23 protein-coding genes are annotated in these 23,521 nt (G+C 71.5%); 15 read left to right on the top strand and 8 right to left on the bottom strand.

The genetic code is table 11. The features are described 5' to 3' along the window. Nucleotides 1-100: 100 nt before the first annotated feature. A complete protein-coding gene (locus tag ACFYOH_RS05715; RefSeq protein ID WP_388621528.1) occupies nucleotides 101-1,336 on the bottom strand; it encodes a glycosyltransferase 87 family protein in 1,236 nt (411 codons plus the stop codon). A gap of 117 nt (nucleotides 1,337-1,453) precedes the next feature. Here ACFYOH_RS05715 and ACFYOH_RS05710 point away from each other — a divergent pair, with 117 nt between their 5' ends. Continuing rightward, nucleotides 1,454-2,596, top strand: a complete 1,143-nt coding sequence (locus ACFYOH_RS05710; protein WP_388621526.1) for a glycosyltransferase family 4 protein — start codon at nucleotides 1,454-1,456, stop codon at nucleotides 2,594-2,596. 225 nt (nucleotides 2,597-2,821) lie between these two features. Next, on the top strand, nucleotides 2,822-4,408 hold the full coding sequence (locus tag ACFYOH_RS05705) for a GMC oxidoreductase (protein WP_388621524.1): 1,587 nt from the start codon (nucleotides 2,822-2,824) through the stop codon (nucleotides 4,406-4,408). A gap of 13 nt (nucleotides 4,409-4,421) precedes the next feature. Here the strand turns inward: ACFYOH_RS05705 and ACFYOH_RS05700 are convergent, their stop codons facing one another. Beyond that, a complete protein-coding gene (locus ACFYOH_RS05700; RefSeq protein ID WP_388621522.1) occupies nucleotides 4,422-6,218 on the bottom strand; it encodes an AMP-dependent synthetase/ligase in 1,797 nt (598 codons plus the stop codon). Between the two features lie 296 nt (nucleotides 6,219-6,514). Here ACFYOH_RS05700 and ACFYOH_RS05695 point away from each other — a divergent pair, with 296 nt between their 5' ends. The 6 genes from ACFYOH_RS05695 (at nucleotide 6,515) to ACFYOH_RS05670 (ending at nucleotide 11,737) form a co-directional block, all read left to right on the top strand. Next, nucleotides 6,515-7,327 (top strand): metallophosphoesterase, encoded by an 813-nt coding sequence (locus ACFYOH_RS05695; protein WP_388621521.1) that lies wholly within the window; start codon nucleotides 6,515-6,517, stop codon nucleotides 7,325-7,327. A gap of 122 nt (nucleotides 7,328-7,449) precedes the next feature. Beyond that, nucleotides 7,450-7,890, top strand: coding sequence for an SRPBCC family protein (locus tag ACFYOH_RS05690; RefSeq protein ID WP_388621519.1), 441 nt, complete (start codon nucleotides 7,450-7,452; stop codon nucleotides 7,888-7,890). Between the two features lie 225 nt (nucleotides 7,891-8,115). Continuing rightward, the gene (locus ACFYOH_RS05685; RefSeq protein WP_388621517.1) at nucleotides 8,116-9,291 is read left to right on the top strand and encodes an ArsA family ATPase; all 1,176 of its coding nucleotides are present in this window, start codon (nucleotides 8,116-8,118) and stop codon (nucleotides 9,289-9,291) included. A gap of 60 nt (nucleotides 9,292-9,351) precedes the next feature. Next, complete coding sequence (locus tag ACFYOH_RS05680; RefSeq protein ID WP_388621515.1) at nucleotides 9,352-9,855, top strand: DUF5304 domain-containing protein; 504 nt, start codon at nucleotides 9,352-9,354, stop codon at nucleotides 9,853-9,855. 67 nt (nucleotides 9,856-9,922) lie between these two features. Then, on the top strand, nucleotides 9,923-10,876 hold the full coding sequence (locus tag ACFYOH_RS05675; protein WP_055705252.1) for an ROK family glucokinase: 954 nt from the start codon (nucleotides 9,923-9,925) through the stop codon (nucleotides 10,874-10,876). Between the two features lie 69 nt (nucleotides 10,877-10,945). Then, nucleotides 10,946-11,737: an endonuclease/exonuclease/phosphatase family protein gene (locus ACFYOH_RS05670; RefSeq protein ID WP_388621513.1), complete on the top strand. Its 792-nt coding sequence runs from the start codon at nucleotides 10,946-10,948 to the stop codon at nucleotides 11,735-11,737. 83 nt (nucleotides 11,738-11,820) lie between these two features. Here ACFYOH_RS05670 and ACFYOH_RS05665 read toward each other — a convergent pair whose 3' ends face one another. Beyond that, complete coding sequence (locus ACFYOH_RS05665) at nucleotides 11,821-12,378, bottom strand: hypothetical protein (RefSeq protein ID WP_388621511.1); 558 nt, start codon at nucleotides 12,376-12,378, stop codon at nucleotides 11,821-11,823. Further along, entirely contained in the window at nucleotides 12,371-13,150 is a 780-nt protein-coding gene (locus tag ACFYOH_RS05660) for an alpha/beta hydrolase (protein ID WP_388621509.1), read from the bottom strand. Before ACFYOH_RS05660 ends, ACFYOH_RS05665 begins: the two co-directional genes overlap by 8 nt. 187 nt (nucleotides 13,151-13,337) lie before the next feature. On the opposite strand from ACFYOH_RS05660, the gene ACFYOH_RS05655 reads away from it, so the two are divergent. The 4 genes from ACFYOH_RS05655 to ACFYOH_RS05640 all read left to right on the top strand — a co-directional run bounded on the left by ACFYOH_RS05655 (nucleotide 13,338) and on the right by ACFYOH_RS05640 (nucleotide 17,101). Then, on the top strand, nucleotides 13,338-14,048 hold the full coding sequence (locus tag ACFYOH_RS05655) for a lysophospholipid acyltransferase family protein (RefSeq protein ID WP_388622319.1): 711 nt from the start codon (nucleotides 13,338-13,340) through the stop codon (nucleotides 14,046-14,048). 33 nt (nucleotides 14,049-14,081) lie between these two features. Continuing rightward, nucleotides 14,082-15,287, top strand: coding sequence for a MacS family sensor histidine kinase (gene macS / locus ACFYOH_RS05650; protein ID WP_388621507.1), 1,206 nt, complete (start codon nucleotides 14,082-14,084; stop codon nucleotides 15,285-15,287). Then, entirely contained in the window at nucleotides 15,284-15,961 is a 678-nt protein-coding gene (locus tag ACFYOH_RS05645) for a response regulator (RefSeq protein ID WP_388621506.1), read from the top strand. The genes macS and ACFYOH_RS05645 overlap by 4 nt, the downstream gene beginning before the upstream one ends. A 111-nt stretch (nucleotides 15,962-16,072) precedes the next feature. Next, nucleotides 16,073-17,101 (top strand): 6-phosphofructokinase, encoded by a 1,029-nt coding sequence (locus ACFYOH_RS05640; RefSeq protein ID WP_388621505.1) that lies wholly within the window; start codon nucleotides 16,073-16,075, stop codon nucleotides 17,099-17,101. A gap of 68 nt (nucleotides 17,102-17,169) precedes the next feature. On the opposite strand, the gene ACFYOH_RS05635 is transcribed toward ACFYOH_RS05640, so the two are convergent. Together ACFYOH_RS05635 and ACFYOH_RS05630 are read right to left on the bottom strand one after the other, a co-directional pair. Beyond that, nucleotides 17,170-19,050, bottom strand: coding sequence for an anthranilate synthase family protein (locus ACFYOH_RS05635; RefSeq protein ID WP_388621503.1), 1,881 nt, complete (start codon nucleotides 19,048-19,050; stop codon nucleotides 17,170-17,172). A gap of 93 nt (nucleotides 19,051-19,143) precedes the next feature. Beyond that, nucleotides 19,144-19,200, bottom strand: coding sequence for a trp operon leader peptide (locus ACFYOH_RS05630; RefSeq protein ID WP_115913573.1), 57 nt, complete (start codon nucleotides 19,198-19,200; stop codon nucleotides 19,144-19,146). Nucleotides 19,201-19,307: 107 nt separating this feature from the next. Between ACFYOH_RS05630 and ACFYOH_RS05625 the strand changes: the two genes are divergently transcribed. Both ACFYOH_RS05625 and ACFYOH_RS05620 read left to right on the top strand, forming a co-directional pair. Beyond that, on the top strand, nucleotides 19,308-20,660 hold the full coding sequence (locus ACFYOH_RS05625; protein WP_388621502.1) for a class II 3-deoxy-7-phosphoheptulonate synthase: 1,353 nt from the start codon (nucleotides 19,308-19,310) through the stop codon (nucleotides 20,658-20,660). A gap of 157 nt (nucleotides 20,661-20,817) precedes the next feature. Then, the gene (locus tag ACFYOH_RS05620) at nucleotides 20,818-21,042 is read left to right on the top strand and encodes a bacterioferritin-associated ferredoxin (protein ID WP_388621501.1); all 225 of its coding nucleotides are present in this window, start codon (nucleotides 20,818-20,820) and stop codon (nucleotides 21,040-21,042) included. Nucleotides 21,043-21,061: 19 nt separating this feature from the next. Here ACFYOH_RS05620 and bfr read toward each other — a convergent pair whose 3' ends face one another. Next, nucleotides 21,062-21,580, bottom strand: a complete 519-nt coding sequence (gene bfr / locus ACFYOH_RS05615) for a bacterioferritin (RefSeq protein WP_388621499.1) — start codon at nucleotides 21,578-21,580, stop codon at nucleotides 21,062-21,064. Nucleotides 21,581-21,756: 176 nt separating this feature from the next. Between bfr and ACFYOH_RS05610 the strand changes: the two genes are divergently transcribed. Continuing rightward, the gene (locus ACFYOH_RS05610) at nucleotides 21,757-22,389 is read left to right on the top strand and encodes a sulfite oxidase-like oxidoreductase (protein WP_388621497.1); all 633 of its coding nucleotides are present in this window, start codon (nucleotides 21,757-21,759) and stop codon (nucleotides 22,387-22,389) included. A 77-nt stretch (nucleotides 22,390-22,466) separates the two neighbouring features. On the opposite strand, the gene ACFYOH_RS05605 is transcribed toward ACFYOH_RS05610, so the two are convergent. Continuing rightward, the gene (locus tag ACFYOH_RS05605) at nucleotides 22,467-23,360 is read right to left on the bottom strand and encodes a deoxyribonuclease IV (RefSeq protein ID WP_388621495.1); all 894 of its coding nucleotides are present in this window, start codon (nucleotides 23,358-23,360) and stop codon (nucleotides 22,467-22,469) included. Nucleotides 23,361-23,521: the final 161 nt, after the last annotated feature.

Raw genomic sequence — 23,521 nt, 5'->3', positions numbered from 1 at the left:
AGGGGCTGCTGTGGCCTGGCGGGTGTCGTGGGGATCGCGAGGTCTGTGTGGGCGCCGTGGACGCTGTGGCCTCTCGCCGCGACGGCTGGGGTCGGCCTGGTCAGGGGGAGACCGGTGCCTGCCGGGGACGGGCCGGCTGCGGCGGCAGTGGCGCGGCGGGGGCCGGGGGCACCGTCGAGCGCCACAGCCGGCCGGCCGCCGTGATCGAGGCCACGACCAGCAGGCCGTTGCGCAGCACCAGCAGCAGCACGCCGTACCGGTCGCTCATCACCACATGCCCGAACCCGAGCGGGAACTCCAGGACCGTCAGGAAGGACGCGGCCACCACCATCAGCGCGGGCGCCCCCATCCGGCTCGCCCGGTACGACACACACACCGTGGCCAGGCCGACCAGCCACACCAGGTACTGCGGGCTGATCACCCGGCTGGTGACCGTGAACAGCAGGACGGCGGTGAAGGCCGCCTCGGCGAGCGTGTGCGGCGCCCTGCGGGTCATGCACAGCCGCCACAGCAGCAGCCAGCCGAACGCGGTCACGGTCAGCGCCAGCGCCACCGCGCTGACCTGGTCCACATGCGGACCGATGAACTCCAGCGACCCGTAGTTCAGCAGCACCTGGCCCTGCCACCCGAAGTGCCGGGCCACATGGAAGACCAGGGCGCCCAGCGACTCCACCTCGGTGCCCCGGTCCCGCTGGAAGGTCAGGAAGGCGAACGCGCCCGGCATGGACACCGAGAACAGCGCCGTCAGGCCCGCCGAGGTCACCGCCGCCGACCACCACGCCCGCCGCCGCACGGCACCGACCAGCAGCAGCGCCGGCCACACCTTCAGCAGCGCCCCGAACGCTGTCAGCGCGCCCATCACCCGGGGCCGCCGGGCCCCGGCCAGCAACGCCGCCACGGCCACCGCGGTCACCATCACGTCGTAGCGGGCGTACACCGTCGGCCCGAGCAGCGGAACGCCCGCCACCCACACCCAGGCCCCGCGCAGGGAGCGGCCGGGGCGCCGGCCCGGATGCACCAGCAGCGCCAGGACGACCACGTCGGCGAGGAACGCCAGCACGAAGAAGGCATGCGCGTACGACAGGAAGGGCAGGACGGCGGGGGAGAGGATCGGCAGGGCGGCGGCCGGCGGGTACTGCCAGGTCACGTCGTCCAGCGGAAACGTTCCCTGGCGCAGCACCTCGTACCAGCCCAGGTAGGTCACCGACACGTCGGAGGTGACGTCCGGGCCCGGGAAGACGTACACCTGGAAGACGAACAGCAGCAGCACCGCACGGGTGACAACCCAGGTCGCGAGCAGCCATGCCAGGGACCGCCAGGCGCCTCTCGTCTCCACGTGATCCCCTGCCGTTCGACTTCGGGTCGGCAACCATGATGTCGCGCGCGTCTGTGCGCATGCCACAGACTCGGCCGCACCTGGCTCCGGACGGACGATTCGGTAGGGTCGGCGGCGATGCACAAGACCCTGATCGTGACCAACGACTTCCCGCCCCGGCCGGGCGGCATCCAGGCCTTCCTGCACAACATGGCCCTCCGCCTGGACCCCGGCCGGCTGGTCGTCTACGCCTCCACCTGGAAGCGAAGCCGGGCGGGCATCGAGGCCACGGCCGCCTTCGACGCCGAGCAGCCCTTCACCGTCGTACGCGACCGTACGACCATGCTGCTGCCGACCCCCCGGGCGACCCGGCGGGCGGTCGGCCTGCTCCGCGAGCACGGCTGCACCTCGGTGTGGTTCGGCGCGGCGGCCCCACTCGGCCTGATGGCGCCGGCCCTGCGCAAGGCCGGCGCGCACCGGCTGGTGGCCACCACCCACGGCCACGAGGCCGGCTGGGCCCAGCTGCCCGCCGCCCGGCAACTGCTGCGCCGGATCGGGGAGTCGACGGACACGATCACCTATCTGGGTGAGTACACACGGTCGAGGATCGCCACGGCACTCACCCCGGCGGCGGCCGCCCGCATGGTCCAGCTGCCGCCGGGCGTGGACGAGAAGACCTTCCACCCCGGCTCCGGCGGCGACGAGGTCCGCGCCCGCCTCGGCCTCACCGACCGCCAGGTCGTGGTCTGTGTCTCCCGGCTGGTCCCGCGCAAGGGCCAGGACACCCTCATCCAGGCCATGCCCCGCATCCTCGCCGCGGAGCCCGACACCGTCCTGCTCATCGTCGGCGGCGGCCCCTACGAGCAGGACCTGCGCCGGATGGCCACCGAGACCGGCGTCGCCGACTCCGTCCGCTTCACCGGCTCCGTCCCCTGGTCCGACCTGCCGGCCCACTTCGGCGCCGGCGACGTCTTCGCCATGCCCTGCCGAACCCGGCGAGGCGGCCTGGACGTGGAGGGCCTGGGGATCGTCTACCTGGAGGCCTCGGCAACGGGCCTGCCGGTGGTGGCGGGCGACTCGGGCGGCGCCCCGGACGCCGTACTCGACGGCGAGACCGGCTGGGTGGTCAGGGGAGGCTCTCCCGAGGAGGCGGCCGACCGCATCGTGGCCCTGCTGGCTGATCCCGAGCTGCGCAGGAGGATGGGCGAGCGAGGCCGCCAGTGGGTTGAGGAGAGATGGCGCTGGGACCTACTCGCCGAGAAACTCAAAGACCTGCTGTAGGGCCAGGCGCCCCAAAGGGGCGCGGGGCCGTATCGATATGCGGCTCCGCCGCGCGGGCGCGACAAGCCACAACGGACCCGCACTCGCCGACGATGAGTATCCGGCACCCGAGATGGCGCCCTTGCCCCCGGCGGAGCCCTTGGCGGAACCCCATAATCCGCCCATGCTGCGCCCATGACACCAAACCTGATCCGACGTCAGCTGACAAGGCGTCACATACTCGGCATGGCCGCCCTGCAGACCGCGGCCACCCTCGGCTTCACCCGCATCGGACTCCAGTCGGCCCAAGCCGCCGAGCCCGACGCGGTCGAATCCGCTCCCGCCATCGTCGTCGGCACCGGATACGGCGGTGCCGTCGCCGCCCTCCGCCTGGGGCAAGCCGGCATCCGCACCGTCATGCTGGAGATGGGGCAACTGTGGAACACCGCCGGAGGCGACGGCAAGATCTTCTGCTCCACCTCCGCCCCCGACCAGCGCTCCATGTGGTTCCGCACCCGCACCGAGGCCCCGCTCGCCACCTTCCTCTGGCTGGACGTGGTCAACAAGGACATCGGCGCCTATCCCGGTGTCCTGGACCGCGTCCACTACGACAACATGTCCGTCTACGTCGGCCGCGGCGTCGGCGGCGGCTCCCTCGTCAACGGCGGCATGGCGGTCACACCCCTGAAGTCGTACTTCGCCGAGCAGTTCCCGACCGTGGACGCCGACGAGATGTACGGCACCTACTACCCCCGCGCCCGCGCCATGCTCGGCGTCAACACCATCGACCCGGCCTGGTTCGAGTCCACGGACTGGTACCGGTTCACCCGGACCTCCCGGAAGGCCGCCGGCAACGCGGGCCTGAGGACCACCTTCGTGCCGAACGTCTACGACTTCGGCTACATGCAGCAGGAGGCCGCAGGCACGGCCACGAAGTCCGCGCTGGCCGGCGAGGTCATCTACGGCAACAACCACGGCAAGCGCAGCCTCGACAAGACCTATCTGGCCGCCGCCCTCGGCACCGGCAACGTCACCATCCACACCCTGGAGAAGGTGAGGTCCGTCAGCCGGGCGGCCGACGGGTCGTACATCCTGACCGCCGACCGGATCGACGCCACCGGCGCGGTCGTCGAGACCAAGAGCTACGGCTGCACGTATCTCTTCCTCGGTGGGGGCAGCCTCGGCACCACCGAACTCCTCGTCCGCGCCCGCGAGACCGGCACCCTGCCGGACCTGGACCCGGCCGTGGGCGCCGGCTGGGGCACCAACGGCAACACCATGCTGGGCCGCGCCAACCACGTCTGGGACACCGTCGGCGCCGACCAGGCCACCATGCCCGTCATGGGCATCGACGACTGGGCCAACGCCGACAACCCGGTCTTCGCCGAGATCGCCCCGCTGCCCATGGGGTTCGAGCACTGGATCAGCCTCTACCTGGCGATCACCAAGAACCCCGAACGGGCCTCCTTCACCTACGACTCCGGCTCCGGCACGGTGAAGCTCGGCTGGAGCGCCGCCCAGAGCGCGGTGTCGGTGAGCATGGCCAAGAAGCTGTTCGACCGCGTCAACCTGGCCAACGCGACCATCTACCGCTACGACCTGTTCGGCTCCGTCAGCAAGGTCTTCGCGGACGACTTCACCTACCACCCGCTGGGCGGCTGCGTCCTCGGGAAGGCCACCGACGACTACGGCCGGGTGAAGGGGTACTCACACCTCTACGTCACCGACGGCTCGCTCGTGCCCGGCAACATCGGCGTGAACCCGTTCGTCACCATCACCGCGCTCGCCGAACGCACGATGGCGCGGGTCCTCGCCGAGGACACCGCGCCATGAGCCGACTGCCGGACTACTTCTGGTAGATGGCCTCGATCTCGTCCGCGTAGTCCTTCGCCACCACGTTCCGCTTGAGCTTCAGCGACGGGGTGAGGTGGCCCGACTCCTCCGTGAACTGGGAGGGCAGAATGCGGAACTTCCGCACCGATTCCGCCTTCGACACCGCGGCGTTGCCGTCGTCGACCGCCGCCTGGATCGCCGAGAGCAGATCCGGGTCGTCCTTCAGCGACGCCGCGGTGGAACCCGCCGGCTTGCCGTGCTCGGCGCACCAACGGCCCAGGAACTCCTCGTCGATGGTGACCAGCGCGCCCACGAACGGCCGCCCGTCGCCGACCACCATGCACTCCGCGACCAGCGCGTGCGCCCGGATCCGGTCCTCGATCACCGCGGGCGCCACGTTCTTGCCGCCCGCCGTGACGATGATCTCCTTCTTCCGGCCGGTGATCCTGAGGTAGCCGTCCTCGTCCAGGGTGCCGATGTCACCGGTGTGGAACCAGCCGTCGGCCAGCGCCTCGGCGGTCGCACCCGGGTTGTTCCAGTACTCCTTGAACAGGTGCTCGCCGTGCAGCAGCACCTCGCCGTCGTCCGCTATCCGGATCACCGAGCCGGGCAGCGGCTGGCCGACCGTGCCGATCTTCTGCCGGTCCCACGGGTTGAACGCGGTCGCCGCGCAGGACTCGGTCAGCCCGTAGCCCTCCAGCACGGTGAAGCCGATGCCCCGGAAGAAGTGGCCGAGCCGCTCGCCCAGCGGGGCGCCGCCGGAGATGGCGTACTCGCCCCGGCCGCCGAGGACCGCGCGCAGCTTGCTGTAGACCAGCTTGTCGAAGACCTTGTGCTTGACCTTCAGGCCGAACGCCGGGCCGGAGGCGGTGTCCAGCGCCTTGCTGTAGGCGATCGCGGTGTCCGCCGCCTTGTCGAAGATCGCGCCCTTGCCGTCCGCCTGAGCCTTGGCGCGCGCGGTGTTGTAGACCTTCTCGAAGACGCGCGGGACACCGAGGATCAGCGTCGGCCGGAAGGCGGCCAGCTCGTCGGTGAGGTGCTTGATGTCCGGGACGCAGCCCAGCTTGATCGGCGCCATCATCGGCGCGATCTGCACCAGGCGGCCGAAGACGTGCGCCAGCGGCAGGAAGAGCAGGACCGAGCACTCGCCGGTACGGAACAGGGGGCGCAGCCGCTCCACGATGTTGCCGCACTCGGCGAAGAAGCTGCGGTGGGTGAGCACGCAGCCCTTGGGGCGGCCGGTGGTACCGGAGGTGTACACGATGGTCGCCGGGTCGTCGGCCCGGGCGAGCGAGCTGCGCTCCTCGACGGTCCCGTCCGACACGTCCTGCCCGAGCCGCCCGAGCTCCTCCACACCGCCGGCCTCGATCTGCCAGACGTGCTTGAGGGCGGGCAGCGACTCGCGCACCGACTCCACGGCCGCCGCGTGGCCCGGCAGCTCCACGATGCAGGCGGTCGCGCCCGAGTCGGACAGGATCCACTGCACCTGCTCCGGCGAACTGGTCTCGTACACCGGTACGGTGACCGCGCCCGCGCTCCAGATCGCGAAGTCGAGCAGCGTCCACTCGTACCGGGTGCGGGACATCAGGCCCACCCGGTCGCCCGGCTGGACGCCGGAGGCGATGAGACCCTTGGCGGCGGCGCGCACCTCGGCGAGGAACGCGGCGGCCGTCACGTCCTGCCAGACACCTCCCACCTTGCGGGCGATGACGGCGACGTCGGGATGCTGCGCGGCGTTTCTGCGGACGATGTCGGTCAGGTTGCCGTCCGCAGGGACCTCGTACAAAGCCGGAAGGCTGAACTCGCGCAAGACTGCTGCTCCTCATAGGGCGCCGGCGCCACGACACTGTGTGATGCGACGGTGCGGTCCAAGGCTCGGGCAGGTGCTCGGGAAGTCAGCTGTTGAAATCCAGAGCACGACTGGACTGCCCGGACGTTACCCGCCGGTATGGCGTTCCCGACAGGGGTTCCCGGTGAGATGTTCGCTGCGTCACACACGTTGGCGTTCCTTCGCGCACAGTAGTCCACGGCCGAACCGACCGGCGAGTAACCGCAGGCCGGACGGACACTGTTCACGCACAGCGCACACGCCTACGCTTGATCGCCATGGCACCCACACCCTCCGGTAACCGAAGCGCCGGACATCGCAGGACGCGCGTCCACGTGGTCAGCGACGTGCACGGCAACGCCCGGGACCTGGCGCGCGCGGGCGAGGGTGCGGACGCGTTGATCTGCCTGGGCGACCTCGTCCTGTTCCTCGACTACGCCGACCACTCGCGCGGCATCTTCCCGGACCTGTTCGGCAGGGAGAACGCCGACCGCATCGTCGCGCTGCGCACCGCCCGGCGCTTCGAGGAGGCCCGGGAGTTCGGCGCCCGGCTGTGGGGCGGCATCGGCATGGACCGGGCCGCGGCCATCGAGAAGGCGGTGCGCAAGCAGTATGCCGAGCTGTTCGCCGCGTTCCCGACCCCGACGTACGCCACCTACGGCAATGTCGACATGCCGCCACTCTGGAAGGAGTACGCCCACCCCGGCACCACCGTGCTCGACGGCCAGCGGGTGGAGATCGGCGGCTGGACCTTCGGGTTCGTCGGGGGCGGGTTGCGCACGCCCATGCGGACGCCGTACGAGATCAGTGACGAGGAGTACGCGGCGAAGATCGAGGCGGTCGGCGAGGTCGACGTGCTGTGCACGCACATCCCGCCGGAGGTGCCCGAACTGGTCTACGACACCGTGGCGCGCCGCTTCGAGCGGGGCAGCCGCGCGCTGCTGGCCGCGATCCGCCGCACCAGGCCGCGCTATTCGCTCTTCGGCCACGTCCACCAGCCGCTCGCGCGCCGGATGCGGATCGGCGCGACCGAGTGCGTGAACGTGGGCCACTTCGCGGGGACGGGCCGCCCCTGGGCGCTCGAATGGTGACCGGTTGACGGTGGGTGGGACATGGGGTGAAGGCGGCAGGTCGGCGGCGCGGTAGCCTTCACGCTGCACACACGTGCGCACGACGACCTCTGTACCGGCCCGCATCTGGAGGAGCCACGGCGATGGCGGAACACACCAGCTCGAGCATCACCATCGAGGCGGCACCGGCCGACGTCATGGGGGTGATCGCCGACTTCGCCCGCTACCCGGACTGGACGGGCGAGGTGAAGGAGGCGGAGGTCCTCAAGACCGACGACCAGGGCCGTGCCGAGCAGGTCCGGCTCGTCATGGACGCGGGGGCGATCAAGGACGACCAGACGCTGGCCTACACCTGGACCGGCGACAACGAGGTCTCCTGGACCCTGGTCAAGTCCCAGATGCTCCGCTCCCTGGACGGCTCGTACATCCTCAAGCCCACGGGCCCCGCCACGACGGAGGTCACCTACCTCCTCACCGTGGACGTCAAGATCCCCATGCTGGGCATGATCAAGCGCAAGGCGGAGAAGGTCATCATCGACCGCGCCCTGGCAGGCCTGAAGAAGCGGGTGGAATCGCCCGAGTAACCCCTCGACGCCGGGCCCCGCACCCGCTCGTCCAGCCGCGGGCAGTCGTGCCGGTGGGGCGGCACGGGTGGGCGCTGGGGGCATCCCCTCGGGGGGAGGCGCCCCGTCAGCGCCGGGCTGCGCGACCCGCCCCCGGCCGGCCGCAGCTCCGGGTGCCGTCCGGTATCGCAGCTCCGGGCGCCGCCCAACACCCGGTCCGCCCGCCCTCCGTTACCGTTCAGCCTCATGCGCACCATCCTGATCACGGGCCCGGGCGGCGGCGGTCGTACGACCGTCGCCGCCGCCACCGCACAGCGCGCCGCAGGCGACGGCGTCCGCACGCTGCTGCTGAGTGCCGACCGCACCGACAGCCTCGGCGCCGCACTGGGTTCCGCGACGGGACCGGTGCCGGAGGAAGCCGCCGCGAACCTCACCACCTGGCGGCCCGATGCCGTCGACCGCTTCCGGCACGACCTCACCGCCTTCCAGAGCCGCGCAGCCACCGTCCTCGACCTGCTCGGCGCCGCCCGGCTGGACGCCGAGGAGGTCACTCCACTGCCCGGCGCCGAGGAGCTGTCCTTCCTCCGGGCCGTCAGGGACGCGGCGCTGTCCGAGCGCTACGACCTGCTCGTCGTGGACCTCCCGCCGCTCCCGCAGGCCCTCGCCCTGCTCGCCCTCCCCGAGGAGCTGCGCCGCTATCTGCGCCGCCTCCTCCCACCCGAGCGGCAGGCGGCCCGCGCCCTGCGCCCGGTCCTCGGCCGCCTGGCCGGTGTGCCGATGCCGTCCGACTGGCTCTACGAGACGGCCGCCCGCTGGGACGTCGAACTCGCCGCCGTCGAGGCCGTCCTCGCCGACCGGAACACCGCCGTACGCCTGGTCGCCGATCCCGGCCCGGCCGGCGCCGACGCCGTACGGACCGCAGGCCTCGGCCTCGCCCTGCGCGGCCTGCGCACCGAGGCCCTGATCGCCAACCGCACCCTGCCCGAGACCGACCCGGACAGCCTGCTCGCCGGACTCCTCGCCCAGCAGCGCAAGGCACTCGCCGACTGGCAGGAGCAGCCCTACGGCGTCCACCTCGTCCCGCACCTCGGCCACGACCCGCGCGGCGCCGACGACCTCACCGCCCTCGGTGTACCACCCGTCAACCCGGTGACCGCCCCGGTCGAGTGGCCCGTCACCGACCACAGGAGCGACGACGGCGTGCTGGTCTGGCACATCCCGCTGCCCGGCGCCATACGGGACGAGCTGGACCTGATCCGGCGCGGCGACGAGCTCGTGATCACCGCGGGCCCGTTCCGGCGGATCGTCCCGCTGCCCTCCGCCCTGCGCCGCTGCACCGTCGCCGGGGCCGGTCTGCGCGAGGGCGAGCTGCGCATCCGCTTCGCCCCGGATCCCGACCTGTGGCCCGCCACCGGACGGTGATGATCCGGGTACGCCCGTTCGGGTAACGTCGTAAGGGCGAACCGTAGTCAGGAGTCCGCCATGAGCGAAGAGCGTCCCGCACCCGACTCGCCCGAGGAATACGAGGAACAGGCGCGGCGGGCGACCGACGCCGACGCCTGGGCCACCGCCTGCGCCGAGGACCTCGCCGCCGAGAAGGCCCGCCGCCGCGCCGAGCACGGCCCACAGCCGGGCTCGGCCGCCGAGGAACTGAAAAGGCTCGTGGACACGGTGGCCGACAAGCTCTCCGGCCTCCCGTCACCGCTCCTCGGCGGCCTCGCCGGACCCGCCGCCCAGCAGGTGGTGCGCCAGGTCGTCCAGCAGGCCAAGGCCGCCGTCGAGCCCGTCATCGACCGCAACCCGGACGTCTTCGACCACCTGGCCGCGGCCGGCGGCGAACTGCTCGCCGCCTACCGCTCCGCCGTCCAGGCCCAGGAGCGCCGCTGGACCGCCCGCACGGCCGACGACCTCACCCGCGAGGCGCCGGACGACCGGCGCGACGGGGGCGAGGGCACCGGCCCGGGGGAGCGGATCGACCTGGACTGAAGCGCTTTCCCGGCAGGGCCTCGGGTACGGTTGGCCGTAGCGGGGCTCGACCGAAACTGAGGGATTCATGGGACTCACCATCGGCGTCGACATCGGCGGCACCAAGATCGCGGCCGGCGTGGTCGACGAGGAAGGCAACATCCTCTCGACCTTCAAGGTGCCGACCCCCACCACGCCCGAGGCCATCGTGGACGCCATCGCCTCGGCGGTGGAGGGTGCGCGCGCCGGGCACGAGATCGTCGGCGTGGGCATCGGCGCGGCCGGTTACGTCAACCGGCAGCGCTCGACGGTGTACTTCGCGCCGAACATCGACTGGCGCCAGGAGCCGCTGAAGGAGAAGGTCGAGGCCCGCGTGGGCCTCCCGGTCGTGGTCGAGAACGACGCCAACGCCGCCGCCTGGGGCGAGTACAAGTTCGGCGCCGGCAAGGGCCACCGCAACGTCATCTGCATCACGCTCGGCACCGGTCTCGGCGGCGGCATCATCATCGGCAACAAGCTGCGCCGCGGCCACTTCGGCGTGGCCGCGGAATTCGGCCACATCCGGATGGTCCCGGACGGCCTGCTGTGCGGCTGTGGTTCGCAGGGCTGCTGGGAGCAGTACGCCTCCGGTCGCGCGCTCGTCAGATACGCCAAGCAGCGCGCCAACGCCACCCCGGAGAACGCCGAGATCCTGCTCGGCCTCGGCGACGGCACCCCGGACGGCATCGAGGGCAAGCACATCTCCATGGCCGCCCGCCAGGGCGACCCGGTGGCCGTCGACTCCTACCGTGAGCTGGCCCGCTGGGCCGGCGCGGGCCTGGCCGACCTCGCCTCCCTCTTCGACCCGTCCGCGTTCATCGTCGGCGGCGGCCTCTCCGACGAGGGTGAACTGGTCCTCGACCCGATCCGCAAGTCCTACAAGCGCTGGCTGGTCGGCGGCAACTGGCGCCCGGTGGCCGACGTGATCGCCGCCCAGCTCGGCAACAAGGCGGGCCTCGTCGGCGCGGCGGACCTGGCCCGGGAGCCCGACCCGATCATGTAGTGGGGTCGTACGACAGTGCCCGCCGCGTCCGTTCCCGGGACGGGCGGGCATCGTCGTATGTTGATCGGCATGGCGACCAGCACGCTGCTTCCCAACTCCCGTACCGAATCCGACGGTTCGGCTGTCATCCGCGTCCTGAGCTACAACGTCCGCTCGATGCGCGACGACACCGACGCCCTGGCCAGGGTCATCACCGCCTGCGCCCCCGACCTGGTCCTGATCCAGGAAGCCCCCCGCTTCTTCCGCTGGCGCAAGAAGCTCGCCCGCCTCGCCGCGGCCTCCGGCCAGGTGGTCCTCACCGGCGGAGCCACCGCGGCCGGCCCGGCGATCCTCTGCTCGCTCCGGGCCACCGTCGAGCGCACGGAGGACGTACTCCTCCCGCTCACCCCCGGACTCCACCGACGCGGCTTCGCCATGGCGGTGGTCCGTTTCGGAGGGGTCCGGCTGGGCGTCATCAGCTGCCATCTGAGCCTGGACGGCAAGGAGCGGTACGAGCAGGGCGGCATGCTCCTCGACCGGCTCGCCGGACTCGGTGTCGAGCACGCCGTCGCCGGCGGCGACCTCAACGAAGGCCCCGACGGCCCCGCCTTCCGTCTGCTCTCCGCGAGCCTCCAGGACTGCCGGGCCGTCGCCCCCTGGGGCGGCGAGACCACCTGGCCGCACAGCGAGCCCCCGCAGCGCATCGACGCCGTCTTCGCGACCAAGGGCATCGAGGTGCTCGGCTGCGGGGTCCCTTCCCCCCTCTCGGCTTCGCTCGAGCGGGGGGACCCCCATGCCCAGCCGGGCATCACCCGGGCCGACCTGACCGCTGCCACGGACCATCTCCCGGTCCTCGCCGCCCTGCGCGTACCGGTGGCATGAGCTCTGCACGACCCGGCACGGGAAACCGGTGGCAGCACTGGGCGCGGGATCTCAGCCCTCCGTGTCCGGGCGCCCCCTCGCCCTCAGACCACCGCGCCCCGGCCCGGGTCGTCGTCCTCGTCGTCGTCCGTGCGCATGCGCATCACCAGCGTGGCGAAGCCGCCGAGGAAGCCGCCGATGCCGAGCGTCGTCAGCCACCAGGTCATGTCCCAGCCGAGCAGCACCGCCAGCAGCAGCAGGACCGGCCCGCCGACGACGCCCAGCCAGGCGAACTTCGCGGTGGTGTCGGCCTCCGGCAGCGGCGGATCCGGTGGGACGAAGTGGCCCTCGTCGTCCTCGTCGAAGTCGTTTTCGGAGGGCTCGGGCGGGGTGTGGTCGCGCGGGCCGACACCGGGCGCGAAGGAGACCGAGCTGCCCAGCGGCCGCACCGGGGCCTTGCCGGTGTCGCTCTCGGCGTCCCTCTCCGGCTCAGGCTCCGGCAGCGCCAGGTCCTCCACCGGCTTGAAGGGCCGGGCGCCCGGCGGGTCCGGCGGCTCCTCGCCGTACCCCGCGACGATGGCCCGCCAGGCGGCGTCCTCGTCGAAGGGCACCTTCTGCTCGTCCGGCTCGCGGTCCTCGCGGTCGGACTCGTGCTCAGCCACCTGTGGCCGCCCCTTCCTTGCCGAGACTGGGTGCGAGCCGGCCCATGAAGGCGAGGCTCTCCTCGAAGATCCGGTCCGCATCCTGGTCCAACGTCGCCACGTGGTAGCTCTGTTCCAGCACGATCTCCGTCACGTCCGTGGACGACACCCGGCTGAGCACCCGGGCCGAGTCGGCCGCCGGGACGACATGGTCCTGGGCGCTGCGCAGCAGCAGCAAGGGCTGGGTGACCTGGGGCAGCTCGCCGTCCAGCCGGCGCAGGAACACCCGCAGCGAGTGCGCGGCGTGCAGCGGCACCCGGTCGTAGCCCAGCTCGGCCGCGCCCTCCTTGGCGATGTCGCTGGCGATGCCCTTCGTCGTCCGCACGAGATGCCGGGCCACCGGAAGGGCGTACGCCGACAGGCCGTGCACCTTGTTCGCCGGGTTGACGACCACCGCGCCCGTGACCCGCTCGCCGTGCCGGGCCGCCAGCCGGAGCGCCAGCGCGCCGCCCATCGACAGGCCCGCGACGAACACCCGGGAGCAGCGCTCGGCGAGGATCCGCAGCTCGCGGTCCACCTCTGCGTACCAGTCCTGCCAGCCCGTGACCTGCATGTCCTCCCAGCGGGTGCCATGGCCGGGCAGCAGGGGCAGCGACACGGTCAGGCCGTGCGCAGCGTGGTGCTCCGCCCAGGGGCGCAGCGACTGGGGCGAGCCGGTGAAGCCGTGGCAGAGGAGGACCCCCACCTCCCCGCCCTGGTGGCGGTACGGCTCGGCTCCGGGGAGGACCGGCACCTTCGACGCTCCTGTTCCTGAAGAGGGCCCACCGGCGGACGGCGGGGGGCGTGAGGAAAACGTGCGGATGTGCTTCACCGTACGCGACCGCACTGACACCGACCAGGGTCGTCGGGCCCTTTGACGGTCCTGAAGGGTTAAGGTCTGTTCGACGGAAACGGGAGGCAAGCGGGTGTTGTACGGCACGATGAAGGTCGCCATCGGTGGGCCGCTGAAGGTCGCCTTCAGACCTTGGGTGGAGGGACTGGAGAACATACCGGCCGAGGGCCCCGCCATCCTGGCGAGCAATCACCTGTCCTTCTCGGACTCCTTCTTTCTGCCCGCGGTCCTGGACCGCAAGGTCACCTTCATCGCGAAGGCCGAGTACTTCACCACGCCCGGTGTGAAGGGCCGGCTGACCGCCGCTTTCTTCAAGGGCGTCGGACAGCTCCCGGTGGACCGCTCCGGGGCGCGCGGCGCCGGTGAGGCCGCGATCAAGAGCGGCATAGAGGTGCTGGAGCGCGGCGAGCTGTTCGGCATCTACCCCGAGGGCACCCGCTCGCCCGACGGCCGGCTCTACCGGGGCAAGCCCGGCGGCCTCGCGCGCGTGGCGCTCGCCACCGGCGCGCCGGTCATCCCGGTGGCCATGATCGACACCGAGAAGATCCAGCCGCCCGGCAAGGTGGTGCCGAAGCTGATGCGGCCCGGCATCCGCATCGGCAAGCCGCTGGACTTCAGCCGCTACCACGGCATGGAGCACGACCGCTTCGTCCTGCGTGCCCTGACCGACGAGGTCATGTACGAGATCATGAAGCTGTCCGGCCAGGAGTACGTCGACATGTACGCGACGGCGGCCAAGCGGCAGATCGCGGAGGCGGCGAAGGCCGCCAAGGAAGCGGAGAAGAAGACCGAGGAGTAGGCGGGGAGCCGGGGGAGTGGGGGGCCGGGGGACATGCCCAAGCGCGAGCGCGTGATGAGGATGTCGGTGGAGCTGCCGCTGTGGCGCGCGCTCGCCGGCTACCGCGTGCTGACCATGCTGTACGCCATCGCTCTGGGCGCCACCAGATACGACCTGTTCACGCACCCCTGGGTCGCCGTCTGCTACTTCGCCGTCCTGTTCGTCTGGACCCTCGCCACCCTGCCGAGGGTGCGCAACGCGGCGAGCTGCACCAGGCCCTTCCTGGCCGCCGACCTGACCATCGCCCTCGCCGGCGTCCTGATCACCCCGCTCGCCGACAGCCATCAGCGGATCGCGGGCGGCCCCACGCTGCCGTCGATATGGACCGGCGGTGCGGTGCTGGCCTTCGCGATCAAGGGCGGCTGGCGCTGGGCCGCCGCCGCCTCCACGCCGGTCGCGCTGGCCAACCTGGTCGAACGCGGCCATCCCGCCCGGGACACCGTGCACATCCTGATCCTCGTCTGGGTGGCCTCCATCGGCATCGGCTACGTCGTGGAGGTCGCCCGCGCCTCCGAGCGCACCCTCGCCCGCGCCCTGGAGATCGAGGCGGCGACCCGGGAACGGGAGCGGCTGGCCCGGGACATCCACGACAGCGTGCTCCAGGTGCTGGCGATGGTGCAGCGGCGCGGCGCGGTCATCGGCGGCGAGGCGGCGGAGCTGGGGCGGCTCGCCGGGGAGCAGGAGGTGGCGCTGCGCACGCTGGTCTCCAGCGGTCTGCTGCCGGTCTCCCGGGTGTCGGAGGACGCCGCGGCGGGGGCCGTCGTACGGGCGGTGGACGAGCCCGACGACGAGGGACCGGTCGATCTGCGCTCCCTGCTCGCCCGGTACGCCGGCGCCCGGGTGAGCCTGGCCGAACCCGGTGCGCCGGTCGAGCTGCCCCGGTCGGCCGCGCGGGAGCTGGCCGCCGCGGTCGGCGCCGCCCTGGACAACGTGCGCGAGCACGCGGGCGAGCAGGCCCGGGCCTGGATCCTGGTCGAGGACGAGCCGGACGGGATCGTCGTGACCGTCCGGGACGACGGCCCCGGCATCCCCGAGGGCCGGCTCGCCCAGGCCGAGGGGGAGGGCCGGCTCGGCGTGGCCCAGTCGATCCGGGGGCGGCTGCGCGACCTGGGCGGCAGCGCCGAACTCGTCTCCGTCCCCGGGCAGGGCACGGAAGTGGAACTGAAGGTACCGAAGAACGCGAAGGCGGGGCGTCGATGAGCGAGCAGCAGGACCCGATCAAGGTCATGGTGGTGGACGACCACCCCATGTGGCGCGACTCGGTCGCCCGGGACCTGACCGAGTCCGGCTTCCACGTGGTAGCCACCGCCGGTGACGGCGAGCAGGCGGTCCGCCGCGCCAGGGCCGCCGTCCCCGACGTCCTCGTGCTGGACCTCAACCTGCCCGCCAAGCCCGGGGTCCAGGTGTGCAAGGAAGTCGTCGGCCACAACCCGGCGTTGCGCGTCCTCGTCCTCTCGGCGAGCGGCGAGCACGCCGATGTGCTGGAGGCGGTCAAGTCCGGCGCGACCGGCTACCTGCTGAAGTCGGCGTCCACCGAGGAGCTGCTGGACGCGGTGCGCCGTACCGCCGTCGGCGATCCGGTGTTCACGCCCGGTCTCGCCGGGCTGGTCCTCGGCGAGTACCGCCGGCTGGCCGCCGAGCCCGCGCCCGCCGCTGACACCGACGAGCCCGGCGCGCCCCGGCTGACGGACCGGGAGACGGAGGTGCTGCGGCTGGTCGCCAAGGGACTGAGCTACAAGCAGATCGCCGAACGCCTCGTCATCTCCCATCGCACGGTGCAGAACCACGTCCAGAACACCCTCGGCAAGCTGCAGTTGCACAACAGGGTCGAGCTGGTGCGGTACGCCATAGAGCGCGGACTGGACGACGAGTAGGGCCCGCTGCGCGGCCGTACGCCTGAATCACCCTTCCCGCCTCTCCCGATGTGACGTGAATCACCATTAGCGTGACTCTGTGTCAGGGAACCGCGGCGAAGGGACATTTCCATGCGGGTCGGAGTACTGACCGGAGGCGGCGACTGCCCCGGGCTCAACGCCGTCATCCGGGGCATCGTCCGCAAGGGCGTGCAGGAGTACGGCTATGACTTCGTCGGCTTCCGGGACGGCTGGCGGGGTCCCCTCGAAGGCGACAGCGTCCGTCTCGACATCCCCGCGGTGCGCGGCATCCTGCCCCGCGGCGGCACCATCCTCGGCTCCTCGCGCACCAACCCCCTCAAGGCGGAGAACGGCATCCGCCGGATCAAGGACAACCTGGCCAAGCTGGACGTCCAGGCCCTCATCGCGATCGGCGGCGAGGACACCCTGGGCGTCGCCGCGCGGCTGTCCGACGAGTACGGGGTGCCCTGCGTCGGGGTGCCCAAGACCATCGACAACGACCTGTCGGCCACCGACTACACCTTCGGCTTCGACACCGCCGTCAACATCGCCACTGAGGCCATCGACCGGCTGCACACCACCGCAGAGTCCCATATGCGGGTCCTGGTCGTGGAGGTGATGGGCCGGCACGCCGGCTGGATCGCCCTGCACTCCGGCCTGGCCGGCGGCGCCAACGTCATCCTCATCCCTGAGCAGCGTTTCGACGTCGACCAGGTCTGCGCCTGGGTGACCTCCCGGTTCCGGGCGTCCTACGCGCCGATCGTGGTCATCGCCGAGGGCGCCATGCCGAAGGACGGCGACATGGTGCTCAAGGACGGCTCGCTGGACTCCTTCGGGCATGTCCGGCTCTCCGGGGTCGGCGAGTGGCTGGCCAAGGAGATCGAGGGCCGCACCGGCAAGGAGGCCAGGACCACGGTCCTCGGCCACGTCCAGCGCGGCGGCACCCCGAGCGCCTTCGACCGCTGGCTCGCCACCCGCTTCGGCCTGCACGCCATCGACTGCGTCCACGACGGCGACTTCGGCAGGATGGTCGCCCTGCGCGCCACCGACATCGTCCGCGTTCCGCTCGCCGAGGCCACCGCCCGCCTGAAGACGGTGGACCCGAAGCTGTACGCGGAGGTCGGGGTGTTCTTCGGCTGAACGCGGCGCGTTCCCGGTACCGGCCCTCGTCGCCCCGCCGCGCGAGGGCCGCTGCACCGGGGTCGGTTCTACAGGGCGGGCCGCCGCTCGGAGAACGTGCTCGTCCCGCGCAGCTGACCGACCAGCTCCCGCACGATCGCGGCCCCGTTCAGGCTGAGGACCGACTCCGGGTGGAACTGCACACCCGCGAAACCGGGACCCCGCAGGGCGTGCACCTCGTCGTTCGCCGCCCGGCTCACTCCGGTGCCGTGCGCGGCCAGTTCCCGGGCCGTCTCCTCGTCGCAGCGGGCGACGAAGCTGTTGTAGAAGCCGACGGTCTCGGGCCGCCCGAACAGGTCGATCGCGGTCTGCGCCCCCTGGTACGGCACCTCCTTGCGGACGATGTCCAGCCCCAGCTCGGCCGCGATCAGCTCATGGCCCAGGCAGACGCCCAGCACCCCGTGCCGGTGCCCCCGGAGCACGGTGGCGGTCAGCTCCCGCAGGAACCGCATCTTCGGGTCGGCCAGATCCGCCGGGTCGCCCGGGCCGGGGCCGAGCACCACCGGGCCCTCGTGCGCGAGCACGGCCGCCCGCAGCCCCGGCTCGTCGTACCGCCGTACGGTCACCTCCAGGCCGCCCGAGCGCAGCACATGCGCCAGCATCGCGGTGAAGGTGTCCTCGCCGTCCACGACCAGGGCATGGCCGGTCAGCTCGCGCGCCGGCTCCTGCATCCGCAGCCAGAACGGCGCGAGCGCGGCGCGCCGGCCGTCCAGCGCCGCCCGCACCCGCGGGTCGTCGGCCAGCCGGGGCCGCTCGCGCTCCGCGCGCGGCCGGGACGGACGTACCCCGAGGGCCGCCAGCACCCCCGCCGCCTTCGCGTGCGTCTCCGCGACCTCGCCCGCCGGGTCCGAGCCGCGCACCAGGGTCGCCCCGACCGGGACGCGCAGCCGCCCCTGGGCGGAGATGTCGGCGGTGCGGATCAGGATGGGGGAGTCCAGGGTCTGCGCGCCCCCGTGGTCCCGGCCGAGCAGCGCCAGCGCGCCCGCGTAGTAGCCGCGCCCGCCGACTTCGTGGCGCTCGATGACCCGGCACGCGTTCTGCACCGGCGACCCGGTCACCGTCGCCGCGAACATGGTCTCCTTCAGCACCTCCCGCGCGTCCAGGGAGGACTTGCCGCGCAGTTCGTACTCGGTGTGCGCGAGGTGCGCCATCTCCTTCAGCCGGGGGCCGACGACGACCCCGCCCATGTCGCCGACGGTGCACATCATCTTCAGTTCCTCGTCGACCACCATCGACAGCTCCTCGATCTCCTTGCCGTCGGCGAGGAAGGAGAGGAGATGCCCGGGGGTCGGGCCCTCGGCGGGATAGCGGTACGTCCCGCTGATCGGGTTCATCACGACCGTCCCGCCGGACATCCGGACGTGCACCTCGGGGCTGGCGCCGACCAGCGTGCGGTCCCCGGTGTGCACGACGAACGTCCAGTACGCGCCCCGCTCGCCCTCCAGCAGCCGCCGGAACAGCGCGAGCGCGTCGGCGCGGCCGAACCCCGGGATCTCGCCCTCGTAGGTGCGCCGGATCACGAAGTTCGCGCCCTCGCCCCGGCCGATCTCCTCGGTCAGCACCCGCCCGACGATCCCGGCGTACTCCTCGTCGCCCACGTCGAAGCCGCCGCCCTCGACGCGCACCTCGTGCGCCGGGAGCTGCGCCAGTGCCACGTCCAGCGGGACCTCGTACGACTCCTCGGGGGTGAGCACCAGCAGCGGGGTGCCGTCGTCGCGGACGTCGAAGCCGCGCTCGCGGATCTGCCGGAACGGGACCAGTGCCAGTCCCTCGTCGGGCAGGTCGGCGAGCCGGTCGCGGCGGGTCACCGGGCCGAGCAGGACCTCCACCGTGTGCTCGTCGCGGCCCGGGGTGCGGCGGCGGAGCAGGGCGAAGGGGCGGTCGTCGTGCAGGAGCTGTGCCAGGTCCATGGGTCCTCTTCCGTCGATCTCGGTGAGGAACGACCCCGGACACACCGAAGGCCGCCCCTCGGGCGGCCTTCGCGAAGTCTTGCGTACGCGCAGTCAGTGGGCCGCCGGATGAGCGGTCCACCACCAGTTCTGGATCGAAAGCGCGAACATGACGAAAACCCTACCGCACCCGCCCCCCGGTCCACAGGACAACCCGCGCGTCTCACCCTTCGAGCCAGAAGATGGGGCATGCGACACGACCCCGTAATGTTTACGAGGTGACCGTGAACGCTAAGACCAGCCCGAGCGCTGGCAACACCTGGCGAGACCTGCCCGCGGCGCAGCAGCCCGAGTACCCCGACCCCGAGGCTCTGCGCGCAGTGATCGCGGACCTCGAGTCGTATCCGCCGCTCGTCTTCGCGGGCGAGTGCGACCAGCTGCGCGCCCGGATGGCGGCCGTCGCCAAGGGAGAGGCGTTCCTCCTCCAGGGCGGCGACTGCGCCGAGGCGTTCGACGCGGTGTCCGCCGACCACATCCGCAACAAGCTGAAGACGCTGCTCCAGATGGGTGCCGTCCTCACCTACGCGGCCGCCGTGCCCGTGGTGAAGGTCGGCCGTATCGCCGGGCAGTACTCCAAGCCCCGCTCCAAGCCGACCGAGACCCGCGACGGCGTGACGCTCCCGGTGTACCGGGGCGACTCCGTCAACGGCTTCGAGTTCACCGAGGCGTCCCGCATCCCGGACCCCGAGCGGCTCAAGCGCATGTACCACGCCTCGGCGTCCACGCTGAACCTGGTCCGCGCCTTCACCACCGGCGGTTACGCGGACCTGCGCCAGGTGCACGCCTGGAACCAGGACTTCGTGAAGACCTCGCCGTCGGGCCAGCGCTACGAGCAGCTCGCGCGCGAGATCGACAACGCGCTGAACTTCATGCGGGCCTGCGGCACGGACCCGGAGGAGTTCAAGACCGTCGAGCTGTACTCCTCGCACGAGGCGTTGCTGCTGGACTACGAGTCCGCCCTGACCAGGGTCGACTCGCGCACCGGCAAGCTGTACGACGTCTCCGCGCACATGGTGTGGATCGGTGAGCGCACCCGCCAGCTGGACGGGGCGCACATCGAGTTCGCCTCGAAGATCCGCAACCCGCTCGGCATCAAGCTCGGCCCGACGACGACGGCCGAGGAGGCGCTGCAGTACATCGACCGCCTCGACCCCGAGCGGGAGCCGGGCCGGCTGACCTTCATCGTGCGGATGGGCGCCGACAAGATCCGCGACAAGCTCCCCGAGCTGGTGGAGAAGGTCACGGCGTCCGGCGCGACGGTGGCCTGGGTGACCGACCCGATGCACGGCAACACCTTCGAGGCGGCCTCCGGGCACAAGACCCGCCGCTTCGACGACGTGCTCGACGAGGTCAAGGGCTTCTTCGAGGTCCACAAGGCGCTCGGCACCCACCCGGGCGGCATCCATGTGGAGCTGACCGGCGACGACGTCACCGAGTGCGTCGGCGGCGGCGACGAGATCTTCGTCGACGACCTGCACCAGCGCTACGAGACGGCCTGCGACCCGCGGCTGAACCGCAGCCAGTCGCTGGACCTGGCGTTCCTGGTCGCGGAGATGTACCGGGACCAGTAGGGCCCGGCCGGGCCTGTGGGCGATCTGGGGCGCGGATCACATCCGATCCGCGCCCTTCCCCACTTTTGCGGGCCCTGTGCGGCGGGTAAGGTTAGGTTTGCCTCACCGATCAAGGGGATGGCATCAAGAGAGCGATCCCGTCGGGAGGTGAGTCCGCGTGTACGTCTGCAGCTGCTTCGGCATCACCGAGGCCCAGGTCAAGCAGCACGCGGAGGACGGTGCCGGCACCCCCCGCCAGATAGCCTCCGCCTGCAAGGCGGGCACGGACTGCGGGAACTGTGTGCGGCGCATCCAGGCACTGCTCGGCCGGGGTGCCTGCCCCCGCCGGGAGCTGATCGACCGGCGCGTCCCGGCGCTGGAGCGGCTGGACGACGCGGCCTAGCGGTCGTGCGGGCCGGAGCTCAGTGTGCGGAGAAGCCGCTGGTGCCCGGGCCCGAGGAGTCGGGCTGGCTCTGCTCGATCACGGTCGAGAGGTACAGCGCCTCGCCCAGCTTGTCCACGAGTTCCAGCTGGGTGTCCAGGTAGTCGATGTGGTGCTCCTCGTCGGCCAGGATCGCCTCGAAGACGTTCGCCGAGGTGATGTCGTTCTTCTCGCGCATCACCTGGACGCCCCGGCGCAGCCGGTCGATCGCCTCGACCTCGATCTGCCGGTCCGCCTGGAACATCTCGGTCACCGTCTGCCCGACCCGGACATGGAAGAGCCGCTGGTAGTTCGGCAGGCCGTCCAGCAGCAGGATGCGGTCGGTGAGGATCTCCGCGTGCCGCATCTCGTCGAACGACTCTTCCCGGGTGTACCTGGCGAGCTTCGACCACCCCTTGTGGTCCTGCAGTTTGGCGTGCAGGAAGTACTGGTTGATCGCGGTCAGCTCGGCGGTCAGCTGTTCGTTGAGCAGTTCGATGATCTCGGGGTCGCCCTGCATCGCAATGGACTCCTTCCAGGTAATCCGGACCCGGCCGATAGCGCCGCATGATGGCATCGGCGACGAAGATCGTCCAGTAAGTGCGCACTTAGTAAATATGTACTGAATTGATGCGCCTTGCCCGATTTTCGGGAGGGTGGTCAAGGGCACTGCCCCAGGTCTGTCAGGATGGATACATGGGTCATCCGGTGGAGCGCGAGTCTGGAGCAACGGCAGGGTCCGAGCTTCCGCCGGGTCAGCGGCTCCAGCGCGGCTGGCCGGTCACGCACTACGGACCCGTCCCGAAGTTCCGCCCCGAGCGCTGGGAGTTCCGGGTCTTCGGTGCCACCGCCGACGGTGGCAAGCACATCTGGAACCACGAGGAGTTCACGGCCCTGCCGTACACCACTGTGGTGGCCGATCTGCACTGCGTGACGAAGTTCAGCATGATCGGCGCGGAGTGGGGCGGCGTCCCCGCCCGCACCATCCTGGAGCTGGCCCCGCCGGCGCCGGAGGTCACCCATGTGATGGTCTGGGCGGAGTACGGCTTCAGCTCGAACCTCCGCCTGTCGGACTTCGCCTCGGACCGCACCCTCTTCGCCACCCACAAGGACGGCGAACTCCTCACCGCCGAGCACGGCTTCCCGGTCCGCCTGATCGTGCCGCACCTGTACGCCTGGAAGGGCCCCAAGTGGGTCCGCGGCGTCGAGTACATGACCGCCGACCGCCGCGGCTTCTGGGAGGAACGCGGCTACCACAACATCGGCGACCCATGGAAGGAACAGCGGTACTCGTACCAGGAGGAACCGGGGGAGGGGCCGGAACTCTGACCGGCGGGGCTCTCAGCGCCGGTACCATCTCCGGGGGGCGAGAACACCCGTTCGCTCGCGCGACCGACCCCGGCGCCTCATCCGTCCCTGAGCTTCTTCAGGCGTTCCACGTCCGCCGCGTGTCCCAGCTTGCCGCCGGGCGTCTCGATGATCAGGGGTACGCCCTCGGTCGCGGGGTGGGCCATCAGGGCCCGGAAGGGGGCCTCGCCGATGTGGCCGGCGCCGATGTTCTCGTGCCGGTCCTTGTGCGCGCCGACCACGTCCTTGGAGTCGTTGGCGTGGATCAGCTTCAGGCGGCCCTCGCCGACGGTGTCCACCAGCAGGTCCAGGGTCTGGTGCATCCCGCTCGGCCCGGTCAGATCGTGGCCCGCGGCGAAGACGTGGCAGGTGTCCAGGCAGACCCCGAGCTTCGGGTGCGCGTCGAGTGCCTCGAAGTACGGTCCGAAGTCCCAGGTGCGCGAGCAGAGCGAGGCGCCCTGCCCGGCGGTCGACTCCAGCAGCAGGAACGGGTCGTCGTCGTGCGTCAGCTCGTCCAGCAGCGGCAGCATGTGCGCGCGCACCTGCTTGAGCGCCACCTCCCGGGCCCGCCCGCCGGTCGCGCTCCCGGTGTGCACGACCACACCCAGCGCGCCGATCTCCCGCCCGCGCCGCAGGGAGTGCCGCAGCGACTCCACCGACCGCTCCACGGTCGCCTCGGTGTGCGAGCCGAAGTTGATCAGGTAGGGCGCATGGACGTAGGCCGGGATCGACTCCTCGGCGCAGGCCGCGCGAAAGGCCTCGTCCTGCCGGGGATTCCCGGCGGGCGTGGCCCAGCCCCGCGGGTTGGCCACGAAGACCTGCACGGTCTCCGCCCGCAGCTCACGGGCGTACGACAGCCCGACGGAGTGCAGGCCACCGGCGACGGGGACATGACCGCCGACGGGGTTGCGGGCGGGGGAGGCCGGGAGCGAGGGAGAGTTTGCTGAGGTCATGGCTCACCCAGCATGCCAGGACGAGTGGGGACGCCCTCGATCAGGGTACGACTGCACCAGCGCACCTGTGCGGACGCCAGGGGCGGGTGTACAGGGTGGACGTCGTCAGCCTCTCACTGCCGGACGGAGGCAGCGTCCTCGTCGAACCGGTCGACGAGGAC

This window comes from Streptomyces sp. NPDC007856 (genome assembly GCF_042868225.1).
GTDB lineage: Bacteria > Actinomycetota > Actinomycetes > Streptomycetales > Streptomycetaceae > Streptomyces.
The sequence above is the reverse complement of the archived record's forward strand: the minus strand, read 5'-3'. Positions and strand labels throughout refer to the sequence as shown.

What these genes read in the sequence shown, in the direction of transcription:
- ACFYOH_RS05690 (WP_388621519.1), top strand. Translation starts at nt 7,450, where the DNA reads ATGGCGGAACACACCAGCTCGAGCATCACCATCGAGGCGGCACCGGCC.
- ACFYOH_RS05640 (WP_388621505.1), top strand. Translation starts at nt 16,073, where the DNA reads ATGCGGGTCGGAGTACTGACCGGAGGCGGCGACTGCCCCGGGCTCAAC.
- ACFYOH_RS05610 (WP_388621497.1), top strand. Translation starts at nt 21,757, where the DNA reads ATGGGTCATCCGGTGGAGCGCGAGTCTGGAGCAACGGCAGGGTCCGAG.
- ACFYOH_RS05605 (WP_388621495.1), bottom strand. Translation starts at nt 23,360, where the DNA reads ATGACCTCAGCAAACTCTCCCTCGCTCCCGGCCTCCCCCGCCCGCAAC.
- ACFYOH_RS05705 (WP_388621524.1), top strand. Translation starts at nt 2,822, where the DNA reads ATGGCCGCCCTGCAGACCGCGGCCACCCTCGGCTTCACCCGCATCGGA.
- ACFYOH_RS05710 (WP_388621526.1), top strand. Translation starts at nt 1,454, where the DNA reads ATGCACAAGACCCTGATCGTGACCAACGACTTCCCGCCCCGGCCGGGC.
- ACFYOH_RS05670 (WP_388621513.1), top strand. Translation starts at nt 10,946, where the DNA reads ATGGCGACCAGCACGCTGCTTCCCAACTCCCGTACCGAATCCGACGGT.
- ACFYOH_RS05645 (WP_388621506.1), top strand. Translation starts at nt 15,284, where the DNA reads ATGAGCGAGCAGCAGGACCCGATCAAGGTCATGGTGGTGGACGACCAC.
- ACFYOH_RS05695 (WP_388621521.1), top strand. Translation starts at nt 6,515, where the DNA reads ATGGCACCCACACCCTCCGGTAACCGAAGCGCCGGACATCGCAGGACG.
- ACFYOH_RS05675 (WP_055705252.1), top strand. Translation starts at nt 9,923, where the DNA reads ATGGGACTCACCATCGGCGTCGACATCGGCGGCACCAAGATCGCGGCC.
- ACFYOH_RS05680 (WP_388621515.1), top strand. Translation starts at nt 9,352, where the DNA reads ATGAGCGAAGAGCGTCCCGCACCCGACTCGCCCGAGGAATACGAGGAA.
- ACFYOH_RS05655 (WP_388622319.1), top strand. Translation starts at nt 13,338, where the DNA reads ATGAAGGTCGCCATCGGTGGGCCGCTGAAGGTCGCCTTCAGACCTTGG.
- ACFYOH_RS05685 (WP_388621517.1), top strand. Translation starts at nt 8,116, where the DNA reads ATGCGCACCATCCTGATCACGGGCCCGGGCGGCGGCGGTCGTACGACC.
- ACFYOH_RS05635 (WP_388621503.1), bottom strand. Translation starts at nt 19,050, where the DNA reads ATGGACCTGGCACAGCTCCTGCACGACGACCGCCCCTTCGCCCTGCTC.
- bfr (WP_388621499.1), bottom strand. Translation starts at nt 21,580, where the DNA reads ATGCAGGGCGACCCCGAGATCATCGAACTGCTCAACGAACAGCTGACC.
- macS (WP_388621507.1), top strand. Translation starts at nt 14,082, where the DNA reads ATGCCCAAGCGCGAGCGCGTGATGAGGATGTCGGTGGAGCTGCCGCTG.